Raw genomic sequence first — 26257 nt, 5'->3', positions numbered from 1 at the left:
TTCGGGCGGTTCATTACGTGGCTGGTGCCCGGGGATGAGCCCGAGGTCCTGATGCGGACGCGCTACCTCGAGGACGGCGTCCCCGACGACACAGAGCTCGGGTTCGGACTGATCCGAAAGGAGCTCGGGCATGCCCACGAGGTCACGCTCGACCTCTTCCGGGCGGCGATGGCCTACCTTGCGACATCGAAAGAGTCGGATTACCAGATGGTCGATCGACTCAAAGACCTCAATATCCATCTTGACGGGAGGATCGGGCAGGCTCTCCGTGAGATCTCACGGCGACAGCTCACGGATCGGGAAGCGACCGAGGTAGTCTTCCTCGTCCGGATGTCGAACGAGATCGGCCGGCTCGGGTATCTCGGGGCAGATCTCGGGGAATTTTTCCAGATAGCAGCCCGGAACGGAAACGGCGCCTTCAACGTTCTCAGAGAGAAGACCGAGAGCGTCTACCGGATCCTCGATGAGAACATCGTCGGGCTCGGCCGCCTCTTTCCGGCGATCGAGGATGACACCGTTGCAGAACTCCGCGCCCGGGACGTCGAACTCCAGTTCGCCATCAACAGGCGTTACCGCGAGCAGCTCATCAGCCTCCGCGCAGAGGGCGACGCCGGGGATAGCCGTTACCTTGAGGCCCTCTCCATCATCGAGGCGGCGAACGCCAAGGTGCGGGATCTCCGCAAACTCGCCGAGCAGTACTCGCGCGAGAAAAAGGCCGAAGCGGTGTCAGTCGGCCTGGACGATCCGTTTTCGCTGCGCAATCCGGTAGCCGGAGACGACCTGGAGAGAGTCCCCGACCTCCCGGTCGAGGGCCGCATCTCCCGAGTCAACGTAGAGGAGGGGTGTTGCGGCGAGTTTAGCGGGCGTGGCGACCACGATCAGGTTCGATAGCCCGACCCTCCGGAGCACCGCGGGGCTGATCTGCTGGTTCCCTCTCCCGAGGACGAACCCCTGAGCGCCGATGGGGCTCACGACGATCTTCGAGCAGGGATAGTCGTCGAGGAGGGCGAGCAGCGTCTGTTCATCGGCGTTCCGGGCAATGACCTCTCCGTCCCTGACGGCATCGACCCCGAGAAGCGTCGGGGCAAGCCCGAGCCGTTCGATGATCCGTGCCGTCGTGCTCCCGGCGCCGATGATATACAGCGTCTCCGGGAGCATGACCTCGTTGATGAACACCGCGATATCATCCTTCGCCCGCTCCTCGTCCTGCTGCTCAAAGACCTGCTTCCCCCCTTGCGTCCGCTCAGGGATGAAGGGAACGCAGGCATAGCCATAGAGCCGGGCGGAGAGGCGGCCCGAACGGTAGGCTTCTTCATCGATATCCATCACCTCGGAGTCCCGGCAGGGGATCTCGCCCGCCCGGCGGATGAGGTCGGCCGCCGCCGCCGGATTGACCGCGAAGACCGCCGAGTACATCTTCACCCCGGCGGGGATGCCGAGGATCGGGATACCCCCGCAGACGGCGTCGAAGACGTCCCGGGCCGTCCCGTCTCCGCCGCAGAAGACGATGAGATCCACTCCGGCGGCGAGGAACGCCCGGCACGCGGCCTTCGTGTCGGCGGCGCCGGTCGGGACAGTCGGGTGATAGAGGACGGTGGAACGGCCGATCCCGGCCGCCGCGAGGACATTCTCGCCCATCGGCGCCGAGCAGGTGCACCACTCGATATCCTCACCCCGGAGAGTGGAGAGGGCCTGCACCGCCCGGTCGGCGGAGCGCGGGACGGCGCCGCGCCGGAGGGCTTCGGCCACCTTCCCGTCCGTCCCCGCGAGCCCCACGGCGCCGCCCATCCCGGCGATGGGGTTGACCAGAAACCCGATCCGTCTCATCCTTCTACCCTTTCGCGCCGGAGCATATCAGGTTCGGGGTCGAGGGCGAACCCGCCCCGGAGCGCGGCGATCGCCGTCCGGAGGCCAGCGTGCATCGCAGCCTCGTCGCCCGCGTGCTCCTCGATCAGCCGGACGAGCGCGCTTCCCACGATGACGCCGTTCGCACCGGCGGCGACGACGGTTCGGACGTGCTCCGGGCGCGAGACCCCGAACCCGACGGCGAGGGGGAGATCGGTCTTCTCCCGCACCGCGCCGACGAGCCCGGCGAGGCCGGGGGGGAGCCGGTCGCGCTCGCCGGTCACCCCCTCGAGCGAGATCAGGTAGACGAACCCTGAGGCGTCCTTGAGGATGGTACGCTGCCGTTCCGGCGACGTCGTCGGGGCGATGAGGGCGATCCGGTCGACGCCGTGCCGGGCGGCGTAGGGCGCGACCTCGTCCGACTCCTCGGCAGGGAGGTCGACGATGAGGACGCCGTCCGCGCCGGAGGCCGCGGCCTCCGCAAAGAACCGGTCGGCTCCCCGGCGGTGGATGATGTTATGGTAGGTGAAGAGGACGAGGGGCGTTGCCGGCGCATGCTCCCTGACCCGTCGGACGAGGGCGAAGACGTCGCCCGTGGTCGTCCCTGCCCGGAGGGCGCGGACGTGCGCCCGCTCGATCACGGGGCCGTCCGCCACCGGGTCGGAGTAGGGGGCGGCGATCTCGAGGAGGTCGGCGCCCGCGTCGATCATCGTCTTCGCCACCCCAAACGACGCCTCGATGCCGGGGTCCCCCGCGACGGTGAACCCGATGAAGACCGGGTTCTTCCGGGCAAAGAGCGCCTCGATCCGGCTCATGCGACGCCCCCGTGAAGGTTCGCGACGTCGGCGACGTCCTTGTCCCCCCTCCCCGAGAGGTTGACGACGAGAATGTCGTCCTTATCGAGATCGTCCGCCGCCCGGAGAGCGTAGGCGACCGCGTGGGCGGACTCGAGCGCCGGGATGATCCCCTCGGTGCGGGAGAGGCGGCGGAAGGCGTGGAGCGCCTCGGCGTCGGTGACCGCCTCGTAGCGGACCCGCCCGGAATCCTTCAGCATGGCGTGCTCCGGCCCGACGGAAGGGTGGTCGAGGCCCGCGGCGACGGAGTGCGTCTCGAGCGCCTGGCCGTCGTCGTCCTGGAGGAGGTAGGAGAGCGCCCCCTGAAAGACCCCGACCGAGCCGGCCGAGAGCGAAGCCCCGTGACGGCCGGAGTCGAGCCCCTCGCCTCCCGCTTCGACGCCGACGAGCCGCACGTCGTCGTTCACGAACGGGTAGAAGATGCCGATCGCGTTCGAACCCCCGCCGACGCAGGCGACGACCATCTCGGGGAGACGCCCTTCCCTCTCAAGGATCTGCCTTCTCGCCTCCTCGCCGATGACCGACTGGAAGTCGCGGACGATCCGGGGGAAGGGGTGCGGGCCGACGCAGGAGCCGAGCAGGTAGTGGGTATCCCGGATGTTCGCCACCCAGTCGCGCATCGCCGCGTTGATGGCGTCCTTCAGCGTCCGCGTCCCGGAGGCGACCGGGATGACCCGGGCGCCGAGGAGTTCCATCCGAAAGACGTTCAACGCCTGGCGCCGGGTATCCACCTCCCCCATGTAGACCTCGACGGGGAGACCGAGGGCCGCGCCCGCGATCGCCGTCGCGACGCCGTGCTGCCCGGCACCGGTCTCGGCGATCAGCCGGCGCTTGCCCATGAACTTCGCCATCAGCGCCTGGCCGAGGGTGTTGTTCAGCTTGTGGGCACCGCCGTGGAGGAGGTCCTCACGTTTCAGGTAGACGCGGCAGCCGAGGTCGCGGGAGAGGTTCCCGCAGTAGGTGAGCGGCGTCTCCCGCCCGGCGTACTCGCGGAGGTACCAGGAGAGCCTGCGGGAGAACCCGGGGTCCTCGCGGACCCGCTCGTAGGTCTCCTCGAGTTCGATCAGCGCGCTCATCAGGGTCTCGGGCACGTACTGCCCGCCGTATATACCGTATCGTCCTGGTTTCATGGGTTGTTCATCATCCTGCATACCTTCACGAACGCCCGCACGAGGCGCTCGTCCTTGATCCCCGGCGTCGCCTCGACGCCGGAACAGACGTCGACCGCATGCGGCCGCACCGCAAGGATGGCGTCGGCGACGTTCCCGGGGGTGAGGCCTCCCGCGAGGATGACCGGGACCGGGGAGGCGGCCACGCATGCCCGGGCATACCCCGGGTCGAACGCCCGCCCGGTGCCGTGGCTGCCGTCGACGATCACCGCGTCGCAGTCGTCCCGGAGGGCGTCGCCGGGAGAGAGCATCCTGATGACCCGCACCCCCGTATCGGGGGGCAGTTCCAGATCGCCCGGCACCTGCACCGCGTCCGGCCGCGAGAAGAGAAGCGCCGGGACGTCTTCGGGCCGGCCGGTCGAGGTGACCGCGACCGTGGTCACGAACGGCCGAACCGCCGCGAATATCTCACGGGCCGCTTCAGGGGTCACCGAACGCGGGGAGGGGCTCGCGAGCACCACGCCGATCGCGTCGGCACCGGCCGCCACGGCGAGGAGTGCGTCGCGAACGCTCGTCATCCCGCAGATCTTCACGCGAATACGAACCCCTCCAGTCGTTTGCGCCGGTCGCGGGCCGACATCAGGGCGGACCCGATCAGGAACGCGTCACAGTGCCGGGAGAGGCTCCGGACGTCGCAGGGCCACGTGATGCCGCTCTCCGAGACCACGATCCTCCTGGCGTCGCGGGCCGCCCCCGCGAGACGGACGGTCGTCGAGAGATCGATTGTCATCGTCTCGAGGTTGCGGTTGTTGATCCCGATGAGGGTCGCATTCGTCGCGAGAGCGCGCTCCATCTCGTCCCTGTCGTGGACCTCGACGAGCGGCTCGAGCCCGAGCGCGAGCGCCCCGTCGACGAACGCGGGGAGGCGATCCCCGAGAACCCTGGCGATCAGGAGGACGGCGTCGGCACCGAGCGCCCGGGTCTCGCCGAGCTGGCGCTCGTCGATGATGAAGTCTTTGCGGAGGACCGGGACAGAGACCGCACGCCGCACCCGGACGAGGTACCGGGTGCTCCCCCCGAAATAGGTGGGTTCGGTCAGCACCGAGAGGGCCGCGGCCCCGGCGGCGACGAACTCGCGGGCGATCACTTCGGGGGTGCAGCCTTCGTGGATCCTTCCGCGCGACGGGGAGGCGTACTTCACCTCGGCGATGACCGCGTGTCTCCCGGAAGAGGTGCGTATCGCCGCTGCGAGGCTCCGGCGGGGCAGGGGATCGGGATCGACCAGTTGGTCAAGGTGCCGGAGGCGCTCGCCGGTCGACCTGACGATCTCGTCAAGGATCATGCCCCGCCTCCGGTCGCCCCGACCAGCCGGCGGAGCCGGTCGAGCGCCGCTCCCGAGTCGATCGACGCCTCGGCACGGGCAATCCCCCGGGGGATATCGCGGGCCTTCCCGCCGAGGTAGATCGCCGCCCCGGCGTTGAGGAGGACAATATCCCGGGCGGGCCCCTCCTCGCCCGCGAGGACGGCGAGAAGGGTCGCGGCGTTCTCCTCCGGCGCCCCGCCCCGGATGGCCGCGACGGATGAACGCGGGATCCCGAACTCCGTGCAGTCGAGGGTATACGTCACGACCTCGCCGCCCCGGAGCTCCGCGACCGTCGTCGGGCCGGCCGTCGCGATCTCGTCGAGTCCCGCACCGTGGACGACCATCGCCCGCTCCGCCCCGAGGTCGCCGAGCACCCGGGCGACCGGAAGGGTCAGGCGAGGGTCGTAGACGCCGAGGAGATGGGCTCCCGCGCCCGCCGGGTTCGTCAGGGGGCCGAGGAGATTGAAGACCGTCCGTATCCCAATCTCCTGGCGGGCGGTGCGGGCGTACTGCATCGCCGGGTGGTAGGCCGGGGCGAAGAGGAACGCGATCCCGGCAGCCGAAAGAACATCCGCCACCCGGTCGGGCGGGATCGCGACGGTGACCCCGAGCGCCTCGAGGACGTCGGCCGAACCGCACCGGCTCGAAACCCCCCGGTTCCCGTGCTTCACGACCGGGACGCCCGCACCGGCCGCGACGAAGGCGGCTGCGGTGCTGATGTTGAACGTCCCCGCGCCGTCGCCCCCGGTTCCGCATGTATCCACCCGCTCCCCCGGGGAGGGGAGAGAGACCGGGACGGCCGCCGCCCGCATTGCCCGGGCGAACGCCGCGATCTCTACAACGGTCTCCCCCTTCATCCGGAGCGCCGTGAGGAATCCGCCGATCTGGGCGGGAGTCGCCGCACCGTGCATGATCTCCTCCATCACCCCTCCCGCCTCGGCCGGGGAGAGGTCCGTGCCCGAGGAGACCCGGGCGATCGCCTCGCGGATCATCCCGCACCCCCCGTGCCGGAGAGGAAGTTCGCCACCAGCCGGTTCCCTTCGGGGGTGAGGATGCTCTCCGGGTGGAACTGCACCCCCTCGATCGGGAACGACCGGTGCCGGACGCCCATGATCGCCCCGTCGTCGCTCGTGGCGGTCACCGCGAGGCAGTCCGGGACGGATGCCGGGTCGATGACGAGGGAATGGTAGCGGGTCGCGACGAGGGGATCGGGCACGCCCGCGTAGATCCCCGCTCCGTCGTGCCGGACGACCGACCGCTTCCCGTGCATCAGCCGGTCCGCCCTGACGATCCGGGCGCCGAACGCGAGGCCGATCGCCTGGTGGCCGAGACAGACCCCGAGCGTCGGGACGGTGCGGCTGATCGTGCCGAGAACCTCCCGGTAGAGGGCGGAGTCCCGGGGATGCCCTGGGCCGGGCGAGAGGACGATCCGGTCGAACGATCCGGATCGTAGCCGCTCAGACGGCGTATCGCTCTTCACCACGACCGGTTCCGCACCGAGCACCCCGATCTGCTGGCAGAGGTTGAAGGTGAAACTGTCGTAGCTGTCGATGACGAGCACCCGCATCACTCCGCCTCCGCACCGAGCGCCGCAAGCATCGCCCGCCCTTTGTTCTCGGTCTCGGTCCACTCCCGGCCGGGGTCGGAGTCGGCCACGATCCCGGCCCCCACCTGGACGGAAGCGACGCCGTCCTGCACCAGAACCGTCCGGATGGCTATCGCGAGATCCATCGTGCCGGAAAAGCCAACGTAGCCGACGGCCCCGGCGTAGATCCCGCGCCGGAACCCTTCCGTCTCGCCGATGATCTGCATCGCCCGGACCTTCGGGGCGCCCGAGACGGTTCCCGCCGGGAAACAGGAGCGGAGGGCGTCGAACCGGTCGCACCCCTCCCGGAGCGTCCCCGTGACCGTCGAGACGATGTGCTGGACGTGGGAGAACCGCTCGACGGTCATGAAGTCCTTCACCGAGACGCTCCCATAGGCCGAGACCGCCCCGACGTCGTTTCGTGCAAGGTCGACGAGCATGACGTGCTCCGCCCGCTCCTTCTCGTCGGCGAGGAGCTCGGCCGCGAGCAGGTCGTCCTCCGCCGGGGTTCGCCCCCGTGGCCGGGTGCCGGCGATCGGGACGGTCGTCACCCGGCCGTCCTCCACCCGGACGAGCATCTCGGGGCTGCTCCCGGCGACCTGGCGGTCGCCGAAGTCCAGGTAGTACATGTAGGGGCTCGGGTTCTCCGCCCGGAGCCGCCGGTAGACGGCAAACGGGTCGCCGGCGATGCGGCAGGCGAGCCGCCGGGAGAGGACGGCCTGGAAGACGTCGCCCGCAGCGATATGCTCTTTTATCCGGAGGACCGCGCCCGAGAACTCGTCCGGGGTGCAGGACGACGCCGGGACGCCGGACCTGCACCGCCCGCACGGGGACGGCGGCGGAAGATCGCGAATCCGGGCGGTCCGCTTCACGATCGCCGTTCGGGCCCGATGGTGCTCCTCCTCCGCATCGGTCCCGTCGGCAACGAGCAGGTTTGCGATGACCGCAAGCCGTTCTCTCTTGTGGTCGAGGGCGAGGCAGTCCCGCGCCAGCATGAACCGGGCAACGGGTTCTTCGACCCCCTCCGGCAGGGGAACCGGGTAGAGGGACGAGGCGAGGTCGTAGGAGAAGTAACCGGCAAGCCCCCCGGAGAAGCGGGGAAGCGGCGCGGAAGCGACCCGGAACCCGTCCATGAACGACCGAAGGGCGTCGAGGGGGTCGGCGGCCTCGATGCCGGCGGCAACCTCCCGGATACGCGGATCGCCGGAGACCGTCAGCGTGCCGTCGGAGGCCACGGCGACGGTCGCGGACGGGGCGGTGCAGATGAACGAGTAACGGGCGGTCTTCGCGCTCCCCTCAAGCGACTCGAGCAGGAACCCGGGCCCTTCGCGGAGGGAGGCATAGAGGTCGGCCGGCGAAGTCGCGGGGAGCGGGATCTCTCCATATACCGGGACGACGAGAGGCCGGCCGCTCGCGTCCGCCGCGGCAACGGCCTCCTCGTATCCCGAAGTCGTGTTCAGCTCTCTTGGAGCGCAGTCCAGTCCACCGGCATCACCCCGTCACCGGTAGCCGGGCGAGCGACTCTTTGATCAGCTCCGCCGGGTACTCGTAGTCGACGAGCCTTCCTGCAAAGTAGGCCTCGTAGGAGGAGAAGTCGAAGTTGCCGTGCCCGGAGTTGTTGAAGAGGATCGTCTTCGCGTCACCGGTCTCCCGGCACCGGAGCGCCTCGTCGACCGCGGCCTTCACCGCGTGGGCGGCCTCGGGGGCGACGACGATCCCTTCCGTCCGGGCGAAGAGCACGGCGGCCTCGAAGACCTCGTTCTGCCGGTAGGCGACCGGCCGGACGACCCCATCCTGGACGAGCCGGGAGACGAGCGGCGACGCTCCGTGGTAACGGAGCCCTCCGGCATGGATCGCCGGCGGGACGAAGTCGTGGCCGAGGGTGAACATCCGAAGAAGCGGCGTCAGCCCCGCGACGTCCCCGAAATCGTAGGCATAGAGCCCCTTCGTCAGGGTCGGGCAGGCGGCGGGTTCCACCGCGACGATATCGGTCTCGGGATGCTTCCCGGTTATCTTCGCCCCCGCAAACGGGAACGAGAGGCCGGCGAAGTTCGTGCCGCCGCCGACGCACCCGATCACCACATCGGGGTAGGCGTCCACAGCCGCAAGCTGCTGCTGTGCCTCCTGGCCGATGATCGTCTGGTGGAGGCAGACATGGTTGAGGACGGAACCGAGGGCGTAGTTGGTGTTCTCGTGGGCGGCTGCGTCCTCGACCGCCTCGGATATGGCGATCCCGAGGGAGCCCGGCGTATCCGGGTCGCGGGCGAGGATGGCCTTGCCGGACCGGGTCTTCTCGGACGGGCTCGGGATGCACTCGGCGCCGTAGACCTGCATCATGCTCTTACGGTAGGGCTTCTGGTCGTAGGAACTCCGAACCATGTAGACGGTGCACTCCATATCGAAGAGGCTCGTCGCAAACGCGAGCGACGACCCCCACTGCCCCGCCCCGGTCTCGGTCGCGAGCCGCTCGATCCCCTCTTCGCGGTTGTAGTAGGCCTGCGGAATGGCAGTGTTGGGCTTGTGCGAACCCGGCGGGCTCACGCCCTCCCACTTGAAGTAGATCTTCGCCGGGGTCTTCAAGGCCGCCTCGAGCCTTCTTGCCCGGTAGAGCGGGCTCGGTCTCCAGAGGGTGAGGATATCCCGGACTTCCTCGGGGATATCGATGTAGCGCTCCGTGCTCATCTCCTGCCGGATCAGTTCCATCGGAAAGATGTGGCGGAGATCGTCGGGGACCGCCGGTTTCCCGGTAGCCGGGTGAAGGGGCGGGTCCATGGGAGTCGGGAGGTCTGCCTGGATGTTGTACCACCGTTTCGGCATCTCTCCCTCGTCAAGGAGGATCTTCGTCTGCATGCATCACGGTGTACTCTGAACACATATATACATTATCCAACACTATTGATCAATTGAGATCACTTTGATACTGCACGGATCCAATCCCCACCCGGTCCGCACGGGAAAAAGAGTATATGCACGCCCCGCCACGGGATACCGATGTACCTCCTCGCCCACGCCATGGTCGGTCTCCTCATAGGCGTCGTGCTCGCGGCGATCGCCGGCGACCGGAGGGTTCTTGCTCTCGCCGTGCTGGGCGCCGTGCTCCCCGATCTGATCGACAAGCCGCTCGGGCACATCCTCCTCGCCGGAACCGTGGGCTACGGCAGAATCTACTTCCACGGCCTCACAATCCTCTTCCTGGTCGTCATCGCCGGCCTCATCCTCTATTACTACCGCCGGAGGATCGATCTTTTCGCCGTCGCCGCCGGGATGGCGAGCCACCAGTTCTTCGACGCGATGTGGCGGCACCCGATCGAGTGGTTCTGGCCGTTCCTCGGTCCTCTCCCGAGCCACGGCTACCCGGAAGATTACTTCTGGGAATCGATTCTCCGGGAGCTCGCCCAGCCGAGCGAGTGGCTCTTCTTCCTCCTGATAGCAGGATTGTTCGCCTACATCTACCGCCGAGAACTCACGACCGCCCTCACCCGGCTCACAAACACCTCGTTGCGGCTGGCGCTCGTCGCCGCACTCGGCCTCGCCGTCCTCGCCGCGCTGGCCGTGGGCTGGCGGCTCCTGCCGTGAGGGCGTCGACAGGCGGCCGCCGGGAAACCCCAACCATTATATACGGGGCCGGTGAGTGGATTACCTGTGGTGAACAGTTTGACAGGCGAATCGATGCTTCAGATAACCGTCGATCAACTTGCACGAACACTCTGCGCGAGCGCCGTCCTCGGTGCCCCGATCGAGGCCGGCGAGCGGGTTATCATACCGGTCGCCGAGTTCGGGCTCGGGTTCGGCGGCGGTGAAGGGTCAGGAGAGAAGAGGGAAGGCCGGCCGGCCGGCGGATCCGGATCCGCGAGTGGCGGCGGCGGCGGCATATCGGCCGTTGCCCTGATCATCATCACCAAAGGCGTCCCCGGCCCCGAGGGCATCCAGGTGGTCTCGCTGAAGAAGAAGAGCGAGATCGCCGAGGTCATCTCGACGATCGGGGAGGCGGTCGGCCCCCACATCGAGAAGGTGCTCGAGAAGGGCTCCGAGATGATGCAGCAGCGCAAGGGCGGCAGAACGTCCCCGGTACCGGAAGGTGGAAGGGAGATCCCGATCGGCGGTGAAGGAGAGGCATAGGCCCTCTTCCCCTCCGTCGTATGGCCGCGACCATCCTTTTCTCCATCCTGCTCGTCGCCGCCGTCCTCATCCTCGCTCTTCTGCTGGCCCTCTACCTGGTTCCGGTGACCGTCTCGACGATCGCCGGTTGCAGCCGGGAGAGCGCCCGGGCGACGGCAACCGTAGCCTGGGGCATCGTGGGGGCGAGGGTCCGGGTCGCCGACGAGGTGCAGGTGCTCGAGATCCTCCTCGCCGGCCGTCGGATCATGGCCCGGGATCTCGGGGAGATGGCGGCGGGAAAACCGGAGGAGAAAGAGGAGAAGATCGAGGAGAAGCGGCCGGCCCGGCCGGTGCGGGAATACCTCGACGCCGCCGGCGACCTCTGGCCGCATATCCGGACGATCCTCAAGACCGTCTACCGGTCCCTCTACCTTGAATCGCTCCGGGGGGATATCACCCTCGGCCTCGCGAGCCCCGCCGACACCGGCGTCGTGTACGGTTACTGCACCGCCATCCGTTACGCACTCCGGCCGGCGGAGGCGATCGACTTCGTGGTGACCCCGGTCTTCGACCGCGAGGTCTTCGAAGGCACGTTTTCGCTCCGGATGCAGATCCGCCGGCCGCTCCTGATCCTCATCGCGGTCGCAAGGGCTCTTCTGGACAGACCGGTGAGAGAGCGGCTCCGCCGGGTATCGGGAAGAGGTGCGGCGGGTGCCTAAAGCAACCGATCTCGTCGTCGGCGGCGGCCGTACGGCAGGCGGCCGGTACATCATCCCCATCATCAGGACGTTCACGCTCTGCATGGGGGAAGCGGCCGCAATCAGCCTGACCCCGGTTGCGCTCCTCGTCGTCGAGGGGGAACGTGAGTATCTTGCCCTCCTTCCCGGTGCGCCTGAAACGATCGACGATCTCTTCGAGACGCTCCGTGGCGATATCGAGCGGGAAAAAGAGAAATGTGCGGGTTAGGCCGTCACTCGTGGCGCAGCGCCTGGATCGGGTTCAGGTGCGCCGCCTTCCAGGCCGGGTAGAGGCCGGATGCCACGCTCGTGATGACGCCGAAGGCCATCCCGAAGACGATGTAGAGGAGGCTCGCCGGGTCGAAGAGATAGTCCGCGTTTCCGGCGAAGACCACGGTCACCAGATACCCGGTGCAGAAACTGAGCACGCCCCCGATGAGAGCGCCCGCAATGCCGAGGAGGAGTGCCTCGTAGATGAACATCCGCATCACCTCGCCCCGCCGGGTGCCGATACTCCGGAGAACGCCGATCTCCTTGATCCGCTCGGTCACCGACATCAGCATCACGTTCAGGATCGAGACCCCGGCAACAAGGAGCGATATCGCGCCGATTCCCGCGAGAAACACCGTGATCGACTCGGTGGCCGCAAAGACGCTCTCGAGGATCCCTCTCGTATCCATGACGTTGACGGTATCCTCCCGGCGGTTCATCCGCTGCTCGATCGACTCCTTGACCGCGTCGATATCGTTGACGTCCCTGACCTTCACGATCGCCTGGTCGTAATCTTCTTCGTCGTAGTGACTCGAATACCAGGTGTAAGGGACGACGATGGCGTAATCGGGGTTGATGTCGAACCCCATTCCCCGCTCCTTGAGCACGCCCACGACACGGAGGGTCTCGTCGCCGATCCTGACCCGGGCACCGAGTTTCAGGCCGTTCTCCCTGCTGTTCGCGGCAAGCTCGCTCCCGATCAGGCACCCGCCGCCCGTATCCCTCGGGTAGGCCCCCGACTCCACTTCGAGCAGAGCGGGGATATCCTCGGCGGGGATCGCGTAGATCATCGCGGCGCTCTCCTTATCGCCCACGGATAACCTGTCAGCGGTGCTCGAGAACGGTATGACGTCGTTCGAGCCGACCGCCCGGGCGATATCGGAGACCTGCCGCTCGGTGAGTTTGCCGCCGCCCACGCCCATCGCCGGGGAGACGATGACGGTGTCGCCGACGTCGCTGACCATGTCGTTGAACATCAGGCCGATGCTGTTGCCCATGATCCCGAGGGAGGCGATCGCGATGACGCCGATGACGATCCCGATGACCGCAAGGGACGACCGGAGCCAGTGGCGGACGACGTTCCGGCGGGCGAGGTCGAAGAACGTCATTCTTCCACCCTCCCGTCGACGAGCCGGATCGTCCGGTCGGCGTATTCGGTCATGCGGGGGTCGTGGGTGACCATGACGACGGTCTTGCCCTCCTCGCGGTTCATCCGGTCGAGGAGGGTCATGATGGCGGTGCCGGTCTTCGAGTCCAGGTTCCCGGTCGGCTCGTCGCAGAGGAGGAAATCGGGATCGTTGACGAGCGCCCGGGCGATCGCGACCCGCTGCTGCTGCCCGCCGGAGAGTTCGCCCGGCTTATGGGTGAAATGGGTCTTCTCGATCCCGACCGCCCTGAGGACTTCCTCCGCCCGTTCCCGGGTGCCGTTCTGCCGACCCTTCAGGATCAGGGGATACTCGACGTTCTCGACGATCGAGAGGAGCGGGATCAGGTTGAACTGCTGGAAGACGAACCCGATATGGTCGCGCCGCAGAAGGGTCAGGTCGTCGTCGTCCATCCCGCCGATCCTGTTGCCGGCGATGGTGACCTCGCCCGAGGTCGGGACGTCGAGCGACCCCATGATATTCAGGAGCGTCGACTTCCCCGACCCCGAGGGGCCCATGATCAGGACGAACTCTCCCTCCTCGATGGCGATATCGACGCCGGCGAGCGCCACGACGTCGCCCGCCGGGAGGGGGTAGACCTTCCTCACGTTCTCGAAAGAGATGACCGGCATCGTCGTTACGTCCGCTTCCACGAGTAGTAGATCGCTCCGGCAACCCCGAGCGCGACGAGCGCCACGACGAGGATCCCGGCTATCGGGAACCCGCCGTCCTCCTGCTCTTTGAGCGGGGCGGCCGTCGTGCCGCCGAGATCGATCAGCCGCGTCGCCGTGTAGCGGTTGCCGTCGTCGTCCCGGTACTCGACGACGACCGGGATCTCCGCCACGGTCCCGTCGACCTTAAACGTCACCTCGAACGACGAGATGTCGTCGGGATCGAGCGTTCCGACGACGTAGACCCGGAACGGGTCGATGGGCGTCGCGGGCGACCCGGGGCTGATGACGACCGACCGGGCGGACTCGAGACCGGCGTTCATGACGTCGCCCACGATCCGGTAGCCCCCGGCGATCGGCGTGACCTCGACGTTGGTGATGACGGGGTCGGCCTGCTTCTTGTCCTCGCCGAACGCGACCGGCAGGACGAGGTCGGTGGTGTGGGTGTTGATCCCGTTGCGCCAGACCACCTGGAACGTGACGTCCGTCTCCGCGGTCGGGGTCAGGTTGAAGGTGACCGTCCCGGACGCGTCGGGGGCGAGGCTGCCGATGAACCCGCCGGTCGGCGTGACGGTAAAGCCGCTCCCCTGCGGGATCACCTGGACGCCCGAGGCGGCGTTCGGCCGCGGGTTGCCCACCCGGACGGTGATATCGGCCGTTCGCGACTCGGCGAAAGCGTCCGGCTTTTGGATCACCGACGCGCTGAGCGGCGTGTTCTCGACCTGGACCGGAACCGGGTAGCGCAGGTTGCCGGCACCGTCACGGAAGTCGAGCACGAACGTCGGGTAGAACGTTCCTTCCCCCCCGTCCGCCCGGACGGTGAAGGTGAACGTCTTGCTGTTCCCGGCGCCGAGCTCCCCGACCGAGGGATAGGGCTCGCTCAGGGGAACGACCCCGCTGCCGTAGAGCCGGGCGCTCCGGATGGCCACGGTCTCGGCACCGGTGTTCTGGACGACCACCGTCAGCGTCCCGGTGTCCCCCTTCATCAGGACCGAGGGGTCGAGCGACGAGGAGACCACGGTGATGTCCGCAGGACCGGCGCTGGCCGGTGCGGTGAACGCTATCGCGGCACAGAGGAGTGATATGATCAAAACATTGAGTGATTTCATGTTACAGCCATCCGGCAAGTGTGATGAGCATATAGAGGATGTAGAGCCCCACGGGTATTCCGACGGTGAGAACCGCGTCCCGCGTGGAGAGGTTCCGCGCGTACTTCATACCGAAGATCCAGATATTGGCGCTCCATATCATGAAGAGAATGCCCACGATCCCGGCAATCCGCGCCAGGGGATCGGTCGTGAGAATCGTCATCAGGTTCTCGGAGAACTCCACCATCTGCTCGGGGTTCGTCATGGGCGGGATGTTCAGGCCCGAGAGAAGCTGGTAGGAGAAGTATGTCCCGATGATGCCCCCGAAGACCTGGGGAAGGAGCCCGTAGCCGGTGAACTCCATCGTCCGCTCGAGGTCGCCCTGGCCCTTGAAGATCATCGAGACAATGTGGAAGACGAAACCGTAAATGATCCACGCGAGAAACCCGCCGATGAAGGCAACGCCGGCGGAGATGACCATCATGATCACCCCGAGGCCCTGCATATCCGCGGGAAGCATGGCCATGGTGATATCCGTCATCGGTATGGTCGATACCGCACCGATCAGCCCGATGACGAGCGCAATCAGCGCCGGTATCTTCAGGCTCGGTTTTTCCTGCATACGCGCTTCAAAAAATCGTCCGGGATCGAGCAACACCCGGAGAAATCCAGTGTCCATGGTGAGTACGCCTCGTATACTCTTGGCCTACGAGAGGGGATAAATTTTTTCAGGGTCGTGATGCCGAATGCGGAGGTATTCACCGGATTTCAGAGATCCACCGACGGCGTTCGGCTCAAACCGGGGGACGAGAGCGGTATTACCGGGGTGTTAGGGCGGTTTGTCCCCGCTGTTACAGGTGCCCGAGCTCCTTTAAGCTCGCGTAGCCTTTCTTCGTGACGATGATGTGGTCGAGCACCCGGATGCCGAGGATCGATCCGGCCTCGACGAGCTGCCGGGTGATGCCGAGATCCTGGGTGGACGGCTCAAGAGTGCCCGAGGGATGGTTGTGGATAAGGATGACCGATGCCGCACGGTCGGTGATCGCCTCGGAGAAGACCTCCCGGGGGTGGACGAGGCTCTGGTTCAGGGTCCCGACGGTGACCACCCGGCGCTCGATCACCTCGCCGGCACCGTTTAAGGTGACGCACAGGAAGTACTCCTGCTTTTTGTCCCGCCACTCGGCAACCAGCGGGAGCACATCGACGGGAGAGGCGATCCGGTGCCCGGAGACCCCGTCGCCCCCGAGATACCGCCGCCCGAGTTCGAAGCAGGCCATGATCTCGCAGGCTTTTGCCGAACCGATACCATCTATTTCGAGGAGATCGTCATAGGAGGGGCAGCCTTTCGCATGCTTCAGGCAGCGTTCGACGTCGCCCGCGACCTCTCGAACGTCCCGCCCCGCCGTGCCGCGCCCGATGAGAAGGGCGATCAGTTCGGCATCGGTGAGCGCCCGGGGTCCCCGTGCTGCCAGTTTTTCGCGCGGGCGATCGCGGTTCGGGGTATCACGCATCTTTCTCATGCTCGTCCGGTCCGATCGGGTTACCTCGATCCCCGGTTTAGATCCCGGAGCATGTATACGTTGCCAATCGATCCGGCGCACCGGGCGGACCCGAATCCGGAGAGAACAAGAACGAAACGAAATAATTTTTCCGCGTTGGCGGATTCCTTGAGAACGTTATCGAAATCCTTTTTTAATCCGGTGGCTATCTTTCACGAAATGGAACTCCCCTGGAAGAGCGCCGACGCCTTGTGCAGGAAGGGACGGGCATACGCCGAGCAAGGGCAGTACGACCGGGCCGTCGAGTGCTACGACCGGGCGATTCTGCAGAGCCCCGGCACCGGCGCCGCCTGGTACCATAAGGGGCTCGCCCTCACCGGCGCCCGGGACCACCGGGGAGCGATCGAATGCTTCGACCAGGCGATCAGGATCGACCCGACCTGTGCCCGGTTCTGGCAGGCCCGGGGGCAGGCGATGTACGAGATCAGGGAGTACCGGGAGGCGGCCGGATCCTCCGGCCAGGCGGTGAAACTCGCACCGGACTCCGCGAACGCCTGGCTCATCCGGGGCCACGCCCTCCGGAAGATCGGGCTCACTCCCGAGGCAATCGCGTGTTACGACCGGGTGGTCGTGCTCGAACCGGACCGGATCGACGCCTGGCTCGCCCGCGGCACGGCGCTTGCCGGCGAGCGCCGGTACGAGGCGGCGATCGAGTGCTATGACCGGGTGGTCGCGCTCGATCCGGGGAACGCAAACGCCTGGTATGCCAGAGGGACCATCGAGACCCTCCTCGCCCGCTTCGAGGACGCACTCGCCTCCTACGACCGCGCCGTCGCCATCGACCCGAACCACACCGATACCTGGTACACCAAAGGGTGCACGCTCTCGGCGCTCCAGCGCTACGACGAGTCAATCGCCTGCTTCGACCGCGCGCTCGCCCTCCGTCCCGACGACATCGAGGCCTGGTACAACCGGGGCCGGGCACTGCAGAACCTGGAGCGCTACGAAGAGGCGCTCGACTGCTACGAGCGGGCGTTCCGGCTCAACCCCGATTACCCCGGGATCTGGTATCTGAAGGCCACGGCGCTGAAGAAACTGAAGCGGTACGACCTCGCGCTCGCCTGCTTCGACCGCGCGCTCCGGGTGAACGCCGTCGACGCGGAGATCTGGTACCAGAAAGGCCTGCTCTACTTCGCCCTGAAGCGGTACGGGGAGGCGATAGAGTGCCTGGGCCAGGCGCTCAAACTCCAGCCCGGCCATACCGACGCGGAGTACTACCGGGGCGAGTGTCATTACGCCCTCGGGGACTGCGAGGCTGCAATCGAATGCTACCGGGCCGTGGTCAGGGCGCACCCCGAGAACGCCATCGCCTGGAACAACTACGGCAACGCACTCTACCAGCTCGAGCGCTACGAGGAGGCGCTCGTCTGCTACGAGCGGGCGCTCGAGATCGACCCGGAGAACCAGCGGGTCTGGAACAACAAAGCAAGCGTCCTCTCCGTTCTGTCGCACTACGACAAGGCGCTCGTCTGCTACGACCGGGAACTCCGGATGCACCCGGAGAACGCGGACGCCTGGTACAATAAAGGGCTCGCGCTCTTCGTCCTCGGACGGTACGGCGAGGCCGTCACCTGTTATACGCACGCGCTCGAGATCGATCCCGCGAGGGTTGAGGCCTGGACGACGAAGGGGAACGCGCTCGTGCTCCTGGATCGCTGCGAGGAGGCGCTCGACTGCTACGACCGGGTTCTCGCCCTCAACCCCGACGACGACGAAGCCCTCAACGGAAAGGCGGTGGCCCTGATCCACCTCGACCGCCCCGCCGATGCGGTCAAATACTACGAGAGGCTGCAACGGCTGCCGGAGCGGAAGCGGAAGGGAGAACGAAGTCGGGGAAAAAGGATAGGGTCTTAGACCCGCGCGATCCGCCCGACCGCTTCCTCGAGGTTCTCCATCGAGGTCGCGTAGGAGAGGCGGAGCCAGCCGGGGGTGTGAAACGCGGTTCCCGGGGTGACCGCCACGTGGATGTCCCGGAGCCACGACCGGGCAACCGCCATGTCGTCGCCGTCGACCTGCACGTAGGCGTAGAAAGCGCCGTCGGCCGGTGCGGTGGCGTAGCCGAGGTCGCGGAGCGCCGGGATGAGGTAGTCGCGGCGGCGCTCGAACTCGCGGCGCATCGTCTCCACGCAGTCCTGGGGACCCTCGATCGCGGCGAGGGCGCCGAACATCGCAAACGTCGTCGGGTGCGATATGGTGTGCTGCTGCACCTTCTCCATCTGCCGGAGGATCGGCCGCGGAGCAACCGCGTAGCCGATCCGCCACCCGGTCATCGCATAGGCCTTCGAGAACCCGTTGATCGTGATCGTCCGCTCGGCCATCTCCGGGAGGGAGGCGAGGGAGACGTGCTCCTTCCCGTAGACCAGTTTCTCGTAGATCTCGTCGGAGAGCGCGTAGAGGTCGTGGTCGCGGCAGATATCGGCGATGAGCCCGAGCGAGTCGCCATCCAGCACCGCGCCGGAGGGGTTCGAGGGGGAGTTGACCACGATCATCTTCGTCCGGGGGCCGACGGCCTCAAGAAGAGTGTCGTCGACCTGGAAGGTCTTGAGCGAGAGTGCGTGATGCCGGGCGACGGCGCCCGCAAGTTGAACGCAGGGCTCGTACGACACCCACGCCGGATCGAGGATGAGCACCTCGTCGCCCGGGTTCAGGACGGCCTCCATTGCCTCGTAGATGGCGTCTTTCGCCCCGCAGGTGACGATCACCTCGTCGGACTTTGCGGGGACGCCGTTCTCGCGGGCGATCTTCTCCGCGATCGCAGACGTCAGCGCGGGTATCCCGGCACTCGGGGCGTAATGCGTCTCGCCCCGGTGGAGGGCGTCGATGCAGGCATCCTTGATGTGCTCCGGGGTGTCGAAGTCCGGCTCCCCGATGGAGAGGCTGATGACGTCGACACCCTCCTGCGCCATCCGCTTTGCGGCGTTCGAGATCTCGATCGTCGCGGAAGGAGCGATGGCCGCAACCTTCTCCGAGAGGCCCCTCATTCCAACCGCTGAACCATCTTCACGGCCGACTCGACGGCGCGCTTCGCGTAGTCGATCCGCTCGGTCGCTTCCATCCGGGTCATCCCCGGCCCCGAGATCCCGAGGGCAACGGGCTTGCCGAACTCAAGGGAGAGGTCGATGATCTTACGCGCCGCGTGCTGGACGACGATCTCGTCGTGCTGGGTCGCGCCCTCGATCACGCAGCCGATGGTGACGACCGCGTCGACCTTCCCCTCAGTGAGCATCTTCTTGATCGCAAGCGGCATGTCGTAGGCGCCGGGGACGTAGATCGTATCGGCGACCTCCGCGTCGAGGAAGCGGGCGTGCTCCCGGGCCTCGATCTCCATCATGTAGGTGATGTCGCGGTTGAACTCCGCGACGACGAATCCAAGGTTTATCGTCATTTGTAATCCTTCCTGTGGTACTACTCGCACCGGTTGTTGATAATCCTCACTTTTTTGCGTCAGGGGCGTGCGGGACCGACGTCCTCGAACCCCTGCCGCTGGCCGGTCCCGGCGAGCTTCTCGAGGTCTTTCGGGCGGAGGGCGAGCCGGACGGCGTTCACCGCATGCTCCCTCGTCCGCTGCTCCATCAGCCAGGCAAGTTCCTTTGCGTCCCCTGCCTCGTCCTCGTGGACGAAGACCTCGATGATGTGTTTGTTCGTCATCAGCTGGCAAAGGATGAGGCCCTGCGAGGCCTCGTGGGCGCAGACCTTGTCCTTCTCCGCTCCCCCGGGCATCCCGAGCGCCATCACGAGGTCGCATCCCCGCTCCTCGATCAGTTTCTTGCAGGCCACCGGGAGATCCTTGATCCCCGGGACGACGTAGCGCTCCAGCCCCACGCTCGCGTGCTTGCGGATCTCTTCCGCGGCGATCCGGCCCATGTCGATCCGGGCAAACGTCGTGTCGGCGATCCCGATCTTCATCCGAGGAGCACCTCAGCAGCCGCCTCCACCCCGTCCCCGGCCTTGAACCCGGACTTCTTCAAGGTGAACTGGACGGCCGCGAGGGTGGCGAGGATCTCCTGCGCCCCGACGCTGCCCATGGTGCCGATCCGGAAGATCTTCCCCTTGAGGTGGTCCTGGCCGCCGGCGATCTCGATCCCGAACTTTTTGACGGTTCCCCGGAGATCCTTGTCGGTGATGCCGTCCGGGATCCGCATCGCGGTCGCGGTGTTCGAGTAGGCGTGGTGTTCGTCGAGCTTCGGGAAGAGGTCGACGCCCCAGGCCTTCGCCGCGGCGCGGACGGCGTCGGCCATCCGGCAGTGGCGGGCGATCCGGGCGTCGACGCCTTCCTCGTCGATGATCTTGCAGGCCTCGTGGAGCGCGAGGAAGAGCGGGACCGCCGGGGTGTAGGGGGTCTCCATCGGGGTACCCTTGCCGCTCTTTCTGTAGGCGGCCATGTCGAGGTAGAACGGCCGCTTCTCCGATATCCGGTCCCAGGCGCGGTCGCTGACGGCGATGGCCGCGAGGCCTGCGGGAGCCGCGAGGCACTTCTGCGAGCCGACGACGGCGACATCGACGCCCCATTCATCCATCCGGACGTCGTCGCCGCCGATGGAGGTGACCCCGTCCATGATGAAGAGTGCGTCGTGCTTCCGGGCGAGTTTGCCGACCTCGGGTGCGGGGTTCCTGATACCCGCGCTCGTCTCGTTGTGGACCATCGTGACGACCTCGGCCCCGGCCTCGAGTTCCCGCTCGAGGGCCGCGAGATCGAGCGGGGTTCCCCACTCGGAGTCGAGGACGGTGACGGTGCCGTAACGCTCTGCAATCTTCGCGAAACGGTCGCCGAACTTACCGTTTACGAGCGAGACGATCGATCTGTCCCGCCCGAAGTTCGCGATGCCGGCCTCCATGCCGGCGCTTCCCGAGCCGCTGATGATGTAGAGTTCGTTTGCGGTACCAAAGAGGGTCTTCAAGGTCCGGACGGTCTCCGCGTAGGCGGCGCCGAACTCGGGGCCGCGGTGGTTGATAGCCTGCCGCGTCATGGCGGCGCGTACCCGCTGCGGAACGGGCACGGGGCCGGGGATCATCAGGAGTGGTTCTTGTTCCATGAGATATCAGTCCGTATCGTTTCGTCGAGGACAGACGCTGTTCCTGCAAGGAACTTGGATGTAGTGTCATATCAACCTCACCACCGTGCAATATCGGCAGGGTGAAAAAGTAGCGGGGCACAACTGAATCTGGATATGGCAGACGTCACGGTTATCTGCGGTTCCGCCTCGGACGGCGCCGTTGCGGAGAAAGTCTTCGAGACCTTAAAAGAGCACGGCGTGTCCTACGACTACGCCGTGATCTCGGCACACCGCGACCCCGAGCGGCTGGACGAGTACGTGAAGGCGAGCGATGCACGGGTCTTCATCGCGATAGCCGGACTCTCGGCGGCCCTCCCGGGAGTGATTGCCTCGAAGACGAAGCGCCCGGTGATCGGCGTTCCAGTGAGCGGGACGCTGATGGGCCTCGACGCCCTCCTCTCGATCGTCCAGATGCCGAAGGGTGTGCCGGTGGCCTGCGTCGGGGTGGACAACGGCGTGAACGCCGCCCTGCTCGCGGTCAGAATCCTCAACGCAGGACGCGCCTGAGACATCCTCTCTCCTGCCGGGCTGGGGGTGCCGGCCCCACACGCCTGGAGCGCCGCGTGGATTGTCGAAGGCGGGAAGGGGCGAAGTTGGGAGGGGGAGTTGCTCTCAGACAAACCGTTCTTCGCGTTCTTCGCGGCTTCGCGTGAGCTGACAGTTTATAGGCGATGATACGGCCGCACGCGAAGAGCGCGAAGCCGCGAAGGGGAGTTCCACACCCATCTACCAGACACCGCGTGGAGCAATGATCGTCCCCGGGGCGCGCGCCGGTCGCACTTCGAGGGTGTCGGGCAACCTTTTTGCACCCGGCCGTGCAGGGAGGGGCATGAAGCAGAGAGTGCTCTTCATCGGCACGAACAACGCCGCCCGGACCCAGATGGCGGAGGGTTACCTCCGCGCCCGCCACGGCGACCGTTACGAGGCCTGCTCCGCCGGGATCGCCCCGACCGCCCTCGATCCCCTCGCCGCAAAGGTCATGGACGAGATCGGGGTCGATATCGCCGGGCAGCGGGCAAAGGATCTCACCCTCTTCGACGGGAAGGAGATGGACTACGCGGTTGTACTCTGTGCCGGAGGCGTCTGCCCGATGTTTCCCTGGACGAAGGAGACGCTCCACGTCGACTTCCCGGACCCGGGCCGGGCCACGGGAACCCCGGATAAGGTGCTTGCGGCCTACCGGCGGAGCCGCGACGCGATAGCCGCCTGGATCGACGGGCGGTTCGAGTGAAGTGAGCGGGGCCCATCCAACATTCAAGGGGCTCGGACTGCGGTGCGGTTCTGCGCGCAATGGCTGGTCGGAGGTGGGATGGCTGGAGATCCTCAGGTTCGACCACCGAACAACTTAGACGAACGAAAAGCCCGGTGCGGTGGACCGTGGGGGTATCGCCATAGGGGGGAGCATCCCCCCTCCCCGCGAGCCGCCACCCCAAAATGCGATATCCATGGAAAGCCGTGAACGACGGGTATCTGTAATAGTCTGAGTTGTTCTACTGCAGGTGTAGAATACAGAGCTGGTTTGCTCGTAAATTGCATGGATATTCCACAATATTAAGGATAGGGGGTTTTGGGGCTCTATGCACAAGAATCAGAGAGAGAAGTTCTGAAGGGTCACCCCTTCTACCGCTCCATCCGTTCGTCCGGGGCCGGGAGGATATCCCGAACCATCTTCACGGCGCAGAGGTCGCCGCACATCGAGCACGTCTCGAGATCGCCGTCGCGCTCGTGGATCCGCCGGGCCTCGTCGGGAGCGAGCGCCGCCTCGAACTGCTTCTCCCAGTCGAGCGCCCGGCGCGCCTCCGCCATCCGGATCTCGCGGTTCTTCGTGTGTGCGGCGGCACGGGAGAGGCTCCCGACATGCGCCGCGATCTTCGCCACCCGCGTTCCTTCCACGATGTCGCGGACGTCCGGCAGCGCCAGGTGCTCGCTCGGCGAGACCATGCAGAGGAAGTCGGCGCCGTTCATGCAGGCGATCGCGCCGCCGATCGCCCCCACGACGTGGTCGTAGCCCGGCGCCACGTCGGTCACGAGCGGGCCGAGCAGGTAGAGCGGAGCGCCGTCGGTCAGTTCCTTGATCATCCGGACGTTGTAGCCGATCTGGTCGGCCGGGATATGCCCCGGCCCCTCGATCATCCGCTGCACCCCGGCGGCGAGCGCCCGCTTTGCGAGATGGCCGAGCGTCAGGTACTCGGTCGACTTCGCGAGATGGCCGGCGTCCACGAGCGCGCCCGGCCGCATCCCGTCGCCGAGGCTCACGACGACGTCGTGTTCGGCGAGAATCTCGAGCAGGTAGTCGTACTCGGCATAGAGGGGGTTCTCCTCACCGGTCGCGGCCATCATCGCCACGTGGAACGCCCCGCCCCTGCTGACAACGCCCATCGTCCGGGGGTCGGCCCGGAGCGACGCGAGGGCGTCGCGGTTCACGCCGCAGTGCAGGGTCAGGAAGTCCACGCCCTGCTTACAGTGCTCCCGGATCACCTTAAAGAGCAGATCACCGTCGACGTCCGCCGCACTCCCCGCCCGCCGGACCGCCTCGTAGACGGGGACAGTGCCGACCGGCGCATCGAGTTCGAGGATTCGGCGCCGGATGCGGACGAGATCGCCGCCGGTCGAGAGGTCCATCAGCGCGTCCGCACCCTCCCGGAGTGCCGCCTTCGCCTTCTCGACCTCGAGATCCTCGTCGCACCGGGTTCCCGACGTTCCGACGTTCACGTTGACCCGCACCCTGCAGCCCTCCCCGATGGCGCAGAGCCGGTGCGGTCTCGTGGGGTTTGCCGGAATGACGATCCGGCCGCGGGCGATCGCCCGGGCGACACGGTGCGGGACGAGATCCTCTTCCCGGGCAATCGCCTCCACCTCGGGGGGGACCCCGCTCAGGCACGCGGAGATCAGGGTATGCATAAGAACCATTTGCCCGGAAGCCATATTAGTCTGCATGCCAGTCCGGTGGATCGCGAGCAATGCGACCTACGCCAATTCGTTCGTTTACGAAAACATCCTTATCGACGCGGGCGTTCTCCCGATGATGGTGGAGCCCTATGCCGCCGCGATCGATACGATCGTCATCACCCACGCCCACTACGACCATATCGCCCACGTGAAGGAGATCGCGCGGCTCTGCGGCGATGCGGCCGTCTGCATCCACCAGGCGGACGCGCCCGGCCTCACCGACGACGCCCGGAGCCTCTCGATGGTCTTCGGGGGCCGCTCGCCCGGGATCGTCCCCGACACCGTTCTTGCCGACGGCGACCGGATAGGGAACCTCCGCGTCATCCACACCCCCGGGCATACGCCGGGCGGGATCTGCCTCTACGCCGAAGCGGCGAAGATCCTCTTCTCCGGGGACACCGTCTTTACCGGCGGATCCTTCGGGCGCTACGACTTCCCCGGCGGCGACCGGACGGCGCTCGCGGCATCCATCGAACGCCTCAGCGCCCTCGACATCGAGGGACTCTACCCCGGCCACGGCGAGCCCGCCCTCCGCGGCGGCGGGAGGCATATCGCGGCCGCCCGGGAGGCGCTCCGGTTCTATGGATAGGGGGGTCTACGCCCTCGTCCTCGAGAACACCGGCTGCGTCGTCCGGATCGGCGCCCTCGGGGAGAGGGAGTTCTCCGCCGGCAGTCACGTCTACGTGGGTTCCGCCCGGGGGAGCGGCGGCCTTGCCCGGGCAGACCGGCACCTGCGGCTCGCCCTCCGCCGGGACCGCCCGCCCCGGTGGCACATCGACTACCTCCTCCTCGACCCGCACTTCTTCCCCGCCGCCGTCATCACCGCCGCCACCGACCGGGACTGCGAGTGCGATCTTGCCCGCGCCGTCGCCGGGTCCTCCGTCCCGGGATTCGGGTGCAGCGACTGCGCCTGCCCTTCCCACCTCTTTTACCGTCCCGGCGACCCGGTCCCCGAGGTCGCCGCGGCACTCCGGGATCTTGGTCTCGATGCCCGGATCACAAGAATCAAGAACGAGAGGAACGAGCATAGGGTATGAACGTTCTCGGTATCTCCGGAAGCATGCGCAAAAACGGCAACACCGCGGCTCTCGTCACCACCATCCTTGATCGGGTGCGGGAGGCGGGCATCGAGACCGAGTTTCTCTCACTCGCCGGTATGGACATCCGACCCTGCACCGGGTGCGAAGCCTGTAAGGACGCGAAGTGGTGCGTGACGGAGGACGACGACTGGGGCCTCGTTGCAGAGAAGATGATCGACTGCGAGGTGCTCGTCCTCGGCGCCCCGACCTACTACTACGACATCAACGGCCAGACGAAGAACCTGATCGACCGGACCTACTCCCTCTACCACGACCGGAGGCTGTCGGGGAGGAGAGCCGTCGCCGTCGCCGTCTGCGCCGACCGCGGGTGCGAGCGCGCCCTCGAGACCATGGAGGGGTTCCTGAACACCCACGAGTTCTCGTACCTCGGCTACGTCTGCGGGAAGGGCTACGCGCCGGGGGATATCCGCAAAGACGAACAGGCGATGAAGAAGGCCAGGGCGGTCGCGGACACAATCGTCAGGTACCTCCAGCCCGAGGACTGAGAACCGGAACCCCCGCGCCTTTCCAGCGGCCGGTCTCCTCTCAGAGCCGCGCTCCTGACCCTCAGTCCTCGCGAGCAGGGTGTCTCAGGGAGGGCGGTGTGTTCTCCAGCCGGCTGCCCGCCATCTCCCCTGCCCGGCTGCAGTCAGAGCAGCAGCGATATGACCGCGAGGACAATGAAGATGATAACCAGCCACTTCGCGACCGACATTGTCATTCCTGCAATACCTCGTGCCCCGAGTATGGCGAAGATAAGTGCCAGTACAAAGAAGAGGATTGCAAGCCCTACAAGGCCACCACCTAACATATCGTTCTCCTCCCAATCGCCAGCACCCGGCCGGCGTTGA

Annotated in this window: 30 protein-coding genes; 10 read left to right on the top strand and 20 right to left on the bottom strand. The window is 66.6% G+C overall.

Features of this window, described 5'->3' with window-relative positions; all coding sequences use genetic code 11:
- Positions 1 to 726: 726 nt before the first annotated feature.
- The 9 genes from MchiMG62_RS01360 to MchiMG62_RS01320 form a co-directional block, all read right to left on the bottom strand.
- The gene (locus MchiMG62_RS01360; protein ID WP_221057565.1) at positions 727 to 1827 is read right to left on the bottom strand and encodes an ATP-NAD kinase family protein; all 1101 of its coding nucleotides are present in this window, start codon (positions 1825 to 1827) and stop codon (positions 727 to 729) included.
- Entirely contained in the window at positions 1824 to 2660 is an 837-nt protein-coding gene (gene trpA, locus MchiMG62_RS01355) for a tryptophan synthase subunit alpha (protein WP_221057564.1), read from the bottom strand. The genes MchiMG62_RS01360 and trpA overlap by 4 nt, the downstream gene beginning before the upstream one ends.
- Complete coding sequence (gene trpB / locus MchiMG62_RS01350; RefSeq protein ID WP_221057563.1) at positions 2657 to 3829, bottom strand: tryptophan synthase subunit beta; 1173 nt, start codon at positions 3827 to 3829, stop codon at positions 2657 to 2659. The genes trpA and trpB overlap by 4 nt, the downstream gene beginning before the upstream one ends.
- Positions 3826 to 4401 (bottom strand): phosphoribosylanthranilate isomerase, encoded by a 576-nt coding sequence (locus MchiMG62_RS01345; RefSeq protein ID WP_221057562.1) that lies wholly within the window; start codon positions 4399 to 4401, stop codon positions 3826 to 3828. The genes trpB and MchiMG62_RS01345 overlap by 4 nt, the downstream gene beginning before the upstream one ends.
- A complete protein-coding gene (locus MchiMG62_RS01340) occupies positions 4398 to 5150 on the bottom strand; it encodes an indole-3-glycerol phosphate synthase TrpC (protein WP_221057561.1) in 753 nt (250 codons plus the stop codon). Before MchiMG62_RS01340 ends, MchiMG62_RS01345 begins: the two co-directional genes overlap by 4 nt.
- Positions 5147 to 6163, bottom strand: coding sequence for an anthranilate phosphoribosyltransferase (gene trpD / locus MchiMG62_RS01335; protein ID WP_221057560.1), 1017 nt, complete (start codon positions 6161 to 6163; stop codon positions 5147 to 5149). Before trpD ends, MchiMG62_RS01340 begins: the two co-directional genes overlap by 4 nt.
- Positions 6160 to 6738 carry an anthranilate synthase component II gene (locus MchiMG62_RS01330; protein ID WP_221057559.1) on the bottom strand — a complete coding sequence of 193 codons (579 nt, stop codon included), beginning with the start codon at positions 6736 to 6738 and terminating at the stop codon, positions 6160 to 6162. The genes trpD and MchiMG62_RS01330 overlap by 4 nt, the downstream gene beginning before the upstream one ends.
- Positions 6738 to 7991, bottom strand: coding sequence for an anthranilate synthase component I family protein (locus tag MchiMG62_RS01325; protein ID WP_518523735.1), 1254 nt, complete (start codon positions 7989 to 7991; stop codon positions 6738 to 6740). Before MchiMG62_RS01325 ends, MchiMG62_RS01330 begins: the two co-directional genes overlap by 1 nt.
- Positions 7992 to 8247: 256 nt before the next feature.
- A complete protein-coding gene (locus MchiMG62_RS01320; protein ID WP_221057558.1) occupies positions 8248 to 9606 on the bottom strand; it encodes a TrpB-like pyridoxal phosphate-dependent enzyme in 1359 nt (452 codons plus the stop codon).
- Between the two features lie 141 nt (positions 9607 to 9747).
- Between MchiMG62_RS01320 and MchiMG62_RS01315 the strand changes: the two genes are divergently transcribed.
- From MchiMG62_RS01315 to MchiMG62_RS01300, 4 genes are all read left to right on the top strand, one after another.
- Positions 9748 to 10332 carry a metal-dependent hydrolase gene (locus tag MchiMG62_RS01315; RefSeq protein WP_221057557.1) on the top strand — a complete coding sequence of 195 codons (585 nt, stop codon included), beginning with the start codon at positions 9748 to 9750 and terminating at the stop codon, positions 10330 to 10332.
- A gap of 69 nt (positions 10333 to 10401) precedes the next feature.
- Positions 10402 to 10875 carry a spore germination protein GerW family protein gene (locus tag MchiMG62_RS01310; RefSeq protein WP_244987751.1) on the top strand — a complete coding sequence of 158 codons (474 nt, stop codon included), beginning with the start codon at positions 10402 to 10404 and terminating at the stop codon, positions 10873 to 10875.
- 20 nt (positions 10876 to 10895) lie between these two features.
- Positions 10896 to 11573, top strand: a complete 678-nt coding sequence (locus MchiMG62_RS01305) for a DUF2953 domain-containing protein (RefSeq protein ID WP_221057556.1) — start codon at positions 10896 to 10898, stop codon at positions 11571 to 11573.
- Complete coding sequence (locus MchiMG62_RS01300; RefSeq protein WP_221058796.1) at positions 11566 to 11820, top strand: hypothetical protein; 255 nt, start codon at positions 11566 to 11568, stop codon at positions 11818 to 11820. Before MchiMG62_RS01305 ends, MchiMG62_RS01300 begins: the two co-directional genes overlap by 8 nt.
- Before the next feature lie 4 nt (positions 11821 to 11824).
- Here the strand turns inward: MchiMG62_RS01300 and MchiMG62_RS01295 are convergent, their stop codons facing one another.
- The 5 genes from MchiMG62_RS01295 to radC form a co-directional block, all read right to left on the bottom strand.
- Positions 11825 to 12970: an ABC transporter permease gene (locus tag MchiMG62_RS01295; RefSeq protein WP_221057555.1), complete on the bottom strand. Its 1146-nt coding sequence runs from the start codon at positions 12968 to 12970 to the stop codon at positions 11825 to 11827.
- Positions 12967 to 13638, bottom strand: coding sequence for an ABC transporter ATP-binding protein (locus tag MchiMG62_RS01290; protein WP_221058577.1), 672 nt, complete (start codon positions 13636 to 13638; stop codon positions 12967 to 12969). The genes MchiMG62_RS01295 and MchiMG62_RS01290 overlap by 4 nt, the downstream gene beginning before the upstream one ends.
- A gap of 5 nt (positions 13639 to 13643) precedes the next feature.
- A complete protein-coding gene (locus MchiMG62_RS01285) occupies positions 13644 to 14786 on the bottom strand; it encodes a COG1361 S-layer family protein (protein WP_221057554.1) in 1143 nt (380 codons plus the stop codon).
- A gap of 1 nt (position 14787) precedes the next feature.
- Entirely contained in the window at positions 14788 to 15444 is a 657-nt protein-coding gene (locus tag MchiMG62_RS01280) for a YIP1 family protein (RefSeq protein WP_221057553.1), read from the bottom strand.
- Between the two features lie 172 nt (positions 15445 to 15616).
- Positions 15617 to 16285 (bottom strand): RadC family protein, encoded by a 669-nt coding sequence (gene radC, locus MchiMG62_RS01275; RefSeq protein WP_221057552.1) that lies wholly within the window; start codon positions 16283 to 16285, stop codon positions 15617 to 15619.
- A gap of 198 nt (positions 16286 to 16483) precedes the next feature.
- On the opposite strand from radC, the gene MchiMG62_RS01270 reads away from it, so the two are divergent.
- The gene (locus tag MchiMG62_RS01270) at positions 16484 to 18178 is read left to right on the top strand and encodes a tetratricopeptide repeat protein (RefSeq protein ID WP_221057551.1); all 1695 of its coding nucleotides are present in this window, start codon (positions 16484 to 16486) and stop codon (positions 18176 to 18178) included.
- On the opposite strand, the gene MchiMG62_RS01265 is transcribed toward MchiMG62_RS01270, so the two are convergent.
- From MchiMG62_RS01265 to MchiMG62_RS01250, 4 genes are read right to left on the bottom strand one after another with little or no spacing between them, the layout of a single operon-like run.
- A complete protein-coding gene (locus MchiMG62_RS01265; protein WP_221057550.1) occupies positions 18175 to 19305 on the bottom strand; it encodes a pyridoxal phosphate-dependent aminotransferase in 1131 nt (376 codons plus the stop codon). The genes MchiMG62_RS01270 and MchiMG62_RS01265 overlap by 4 nt on opposite strands.
- Complete coding sequence (ribH, locus tag MchiMG62_RS01260) at positions 19302 to 19709, bottom strand: 6,7-dimethyl-8-ribityllumazine synthase (protein WP_221057549.1); 408 nt, start codon at positions 19707 to 19709, stop codon at positions 19302 to 19304. The genes MchiMG62_RS01265 and ribH overlap by 4 nt, the downstream gene beginning before the upstream one ends.
- Positions 19710 to 19768: 59 nt before the next feature.
- The gene (ribC, locus tag MchiMG62_RS01255; protein WP_221057548.1) at positions 19769 to 20230 is read right to left on the bottom strand and encodes a riboflavin synthase; all 462 of its coding nucleotides are present in this window, start codon (positions 20228 to 20230) and stop codon (positions 19769 to 19771) included.
- Positions 20227 to 21357: a pyridoxal-phosphate-dependent aminotransferase family protein gene (locus tag MchiMG62_RS01250; RefSeq protein ID WP_221057547.1), complete on the bottom strand. Its 1131-nt coding sequence runs from the start codon at positions 21355 to 21357 to the stop codon at positions 20227 to 20229. The genes ribC and MchiMG62_RS01250 overlap by 4 nt, the downstream gene beginning before the upstream one ends.
- 135 nt (positions 21358 to 21492) lie before the next feature.
- Between MchiMG62_RS01250 and purE the strand changes: the two genes are divergently transcribed.
- Together purE and MchiMG62_RS01240 are read left to right on the top strand one after the other, a co-directional pair.
- Positions 21493 to 21885: a 5-(carboxyamino)imidazole ribonucleotide mutase gene (gene purE / locus MchiMG62_RS01245; RefSeq protein WP_221057546.1), complete on the top strand. Its 393-nt coding sequence runs from the start codon at positions 21493 to 21495 to the stop codon at positions 21883 to 21885.
- A gap of 322 nt (positions 21886 to 22207) precedes the next feature.
- Entirely contained in the window at positions 22208 to 22609 is a 402-nt protein-coding gene (locus tag MchiMG62_RS01240; protein WP_221057545.1) for an arsenate reductase ArsC, read from the top strand.
- Positions 22610 to 22998: 389 nt separating this feature from the next.
- On the opposite strand, the gene thiC is transcribed toward MchiMG62_RS01240, so the two are convergent.
- Positions 22999 to 24288: a phosphomethylpyrimidine synthase ThiC gene (gene thiC, locus MchiMG62_RS01235; protein WP_221057544.1), complete on the bottom strand. Its 1290-nt coding sequence runs from the start codon at positions 24286 to 24288 to the stop codon at positions 22999 to 23001.
- Between the two features lie 25 nt (positions 24289 to 24313).
- Between thiC and MchiMG62_RS01230 the strand changes: the two genes are divergently transcribed.
- From MchiMG62_RS01230 to MchiMG62_RS01220, 3 genes are read left to right on the top strand one after another with little or no spacing between them, the layout of a single operon-like run.
- The gene (locus MchiMG62_RS01230; RefSeq protein ID WP_221057543.1) at positions 24314 to 24916 is read left to right on the top strand and encodes an MBL fold metallo-hydrolase; all 603 of its coding nucleotides are present in this window, start codon (positions 24314 to 24316) and stop codon (positions 24914 to 24916) included.
- Positions 24909 to 25364, top strand: a complete 456-nt coding sequence (locus MchiMG62_RS01225) for a GIY-YIG nuclease family protein (RefSeq protein WP_221057542.1) — start codon at positions 24909 to 24911, stop codon at positions 25362 to 25364. The genes MchiMG62_RS01230 and MchiMG62_RS01225 overlap by 8 nt, the downstream gene beginning before the upstream one ends.
- The gene (locus MchiMG62_RS01220) at positions 25361 to 25912 is read left to right on the top strand and encodes a flavodoxin family protein (RefSeq protein ID WP_074369065.1); all 552 of its coding nucleotides are present in this window, start codon (positions 25361 to 25363) and stop codon (positions 25910 to 25912) included. The genes MchiMG62_RS01225 and MchiMG62_RS01220 overlap by 4 nt, the downstream gene beginning before the upstream one ends.
- Before the next feature lie 143 nt (positions 25913 to 26055).
- Here MchiMG62_RS01220 and MchiMG62_RS01215 read toward each other — a convergent pair whose 3' ends face one another.
- Positions 26056 to 26217, bottom strand: a complete 162-nt coding sequence (locus MchiMG62_RS01215; protein ID WP_221057541.1) for a DUF1328 domain-containing protein — start codon at positions 26215 to 26217, stop codon at positions 26056 to 26058.
- Positions 26218 to 26257: the final 40 nt, after the last annotated feature.

Origin of the sequence: Methanoculleus chikugoensis (genome assembly GCF_019669965.1) — an archaeon.
In the GTDB taxonomy this organism is placed as follows: Archaea; Halobacteriota; Methanomicrobia; order Methanomicrobiales; family Methanoculleaceae; genus Methanoculleus; species Methanoculleus chikugoensis.
The sequence above is the reverse complement of the archived record's forward strand: the minus strand, read 5'-3'. Positions and strand labels throughout refer to the sequence as shown.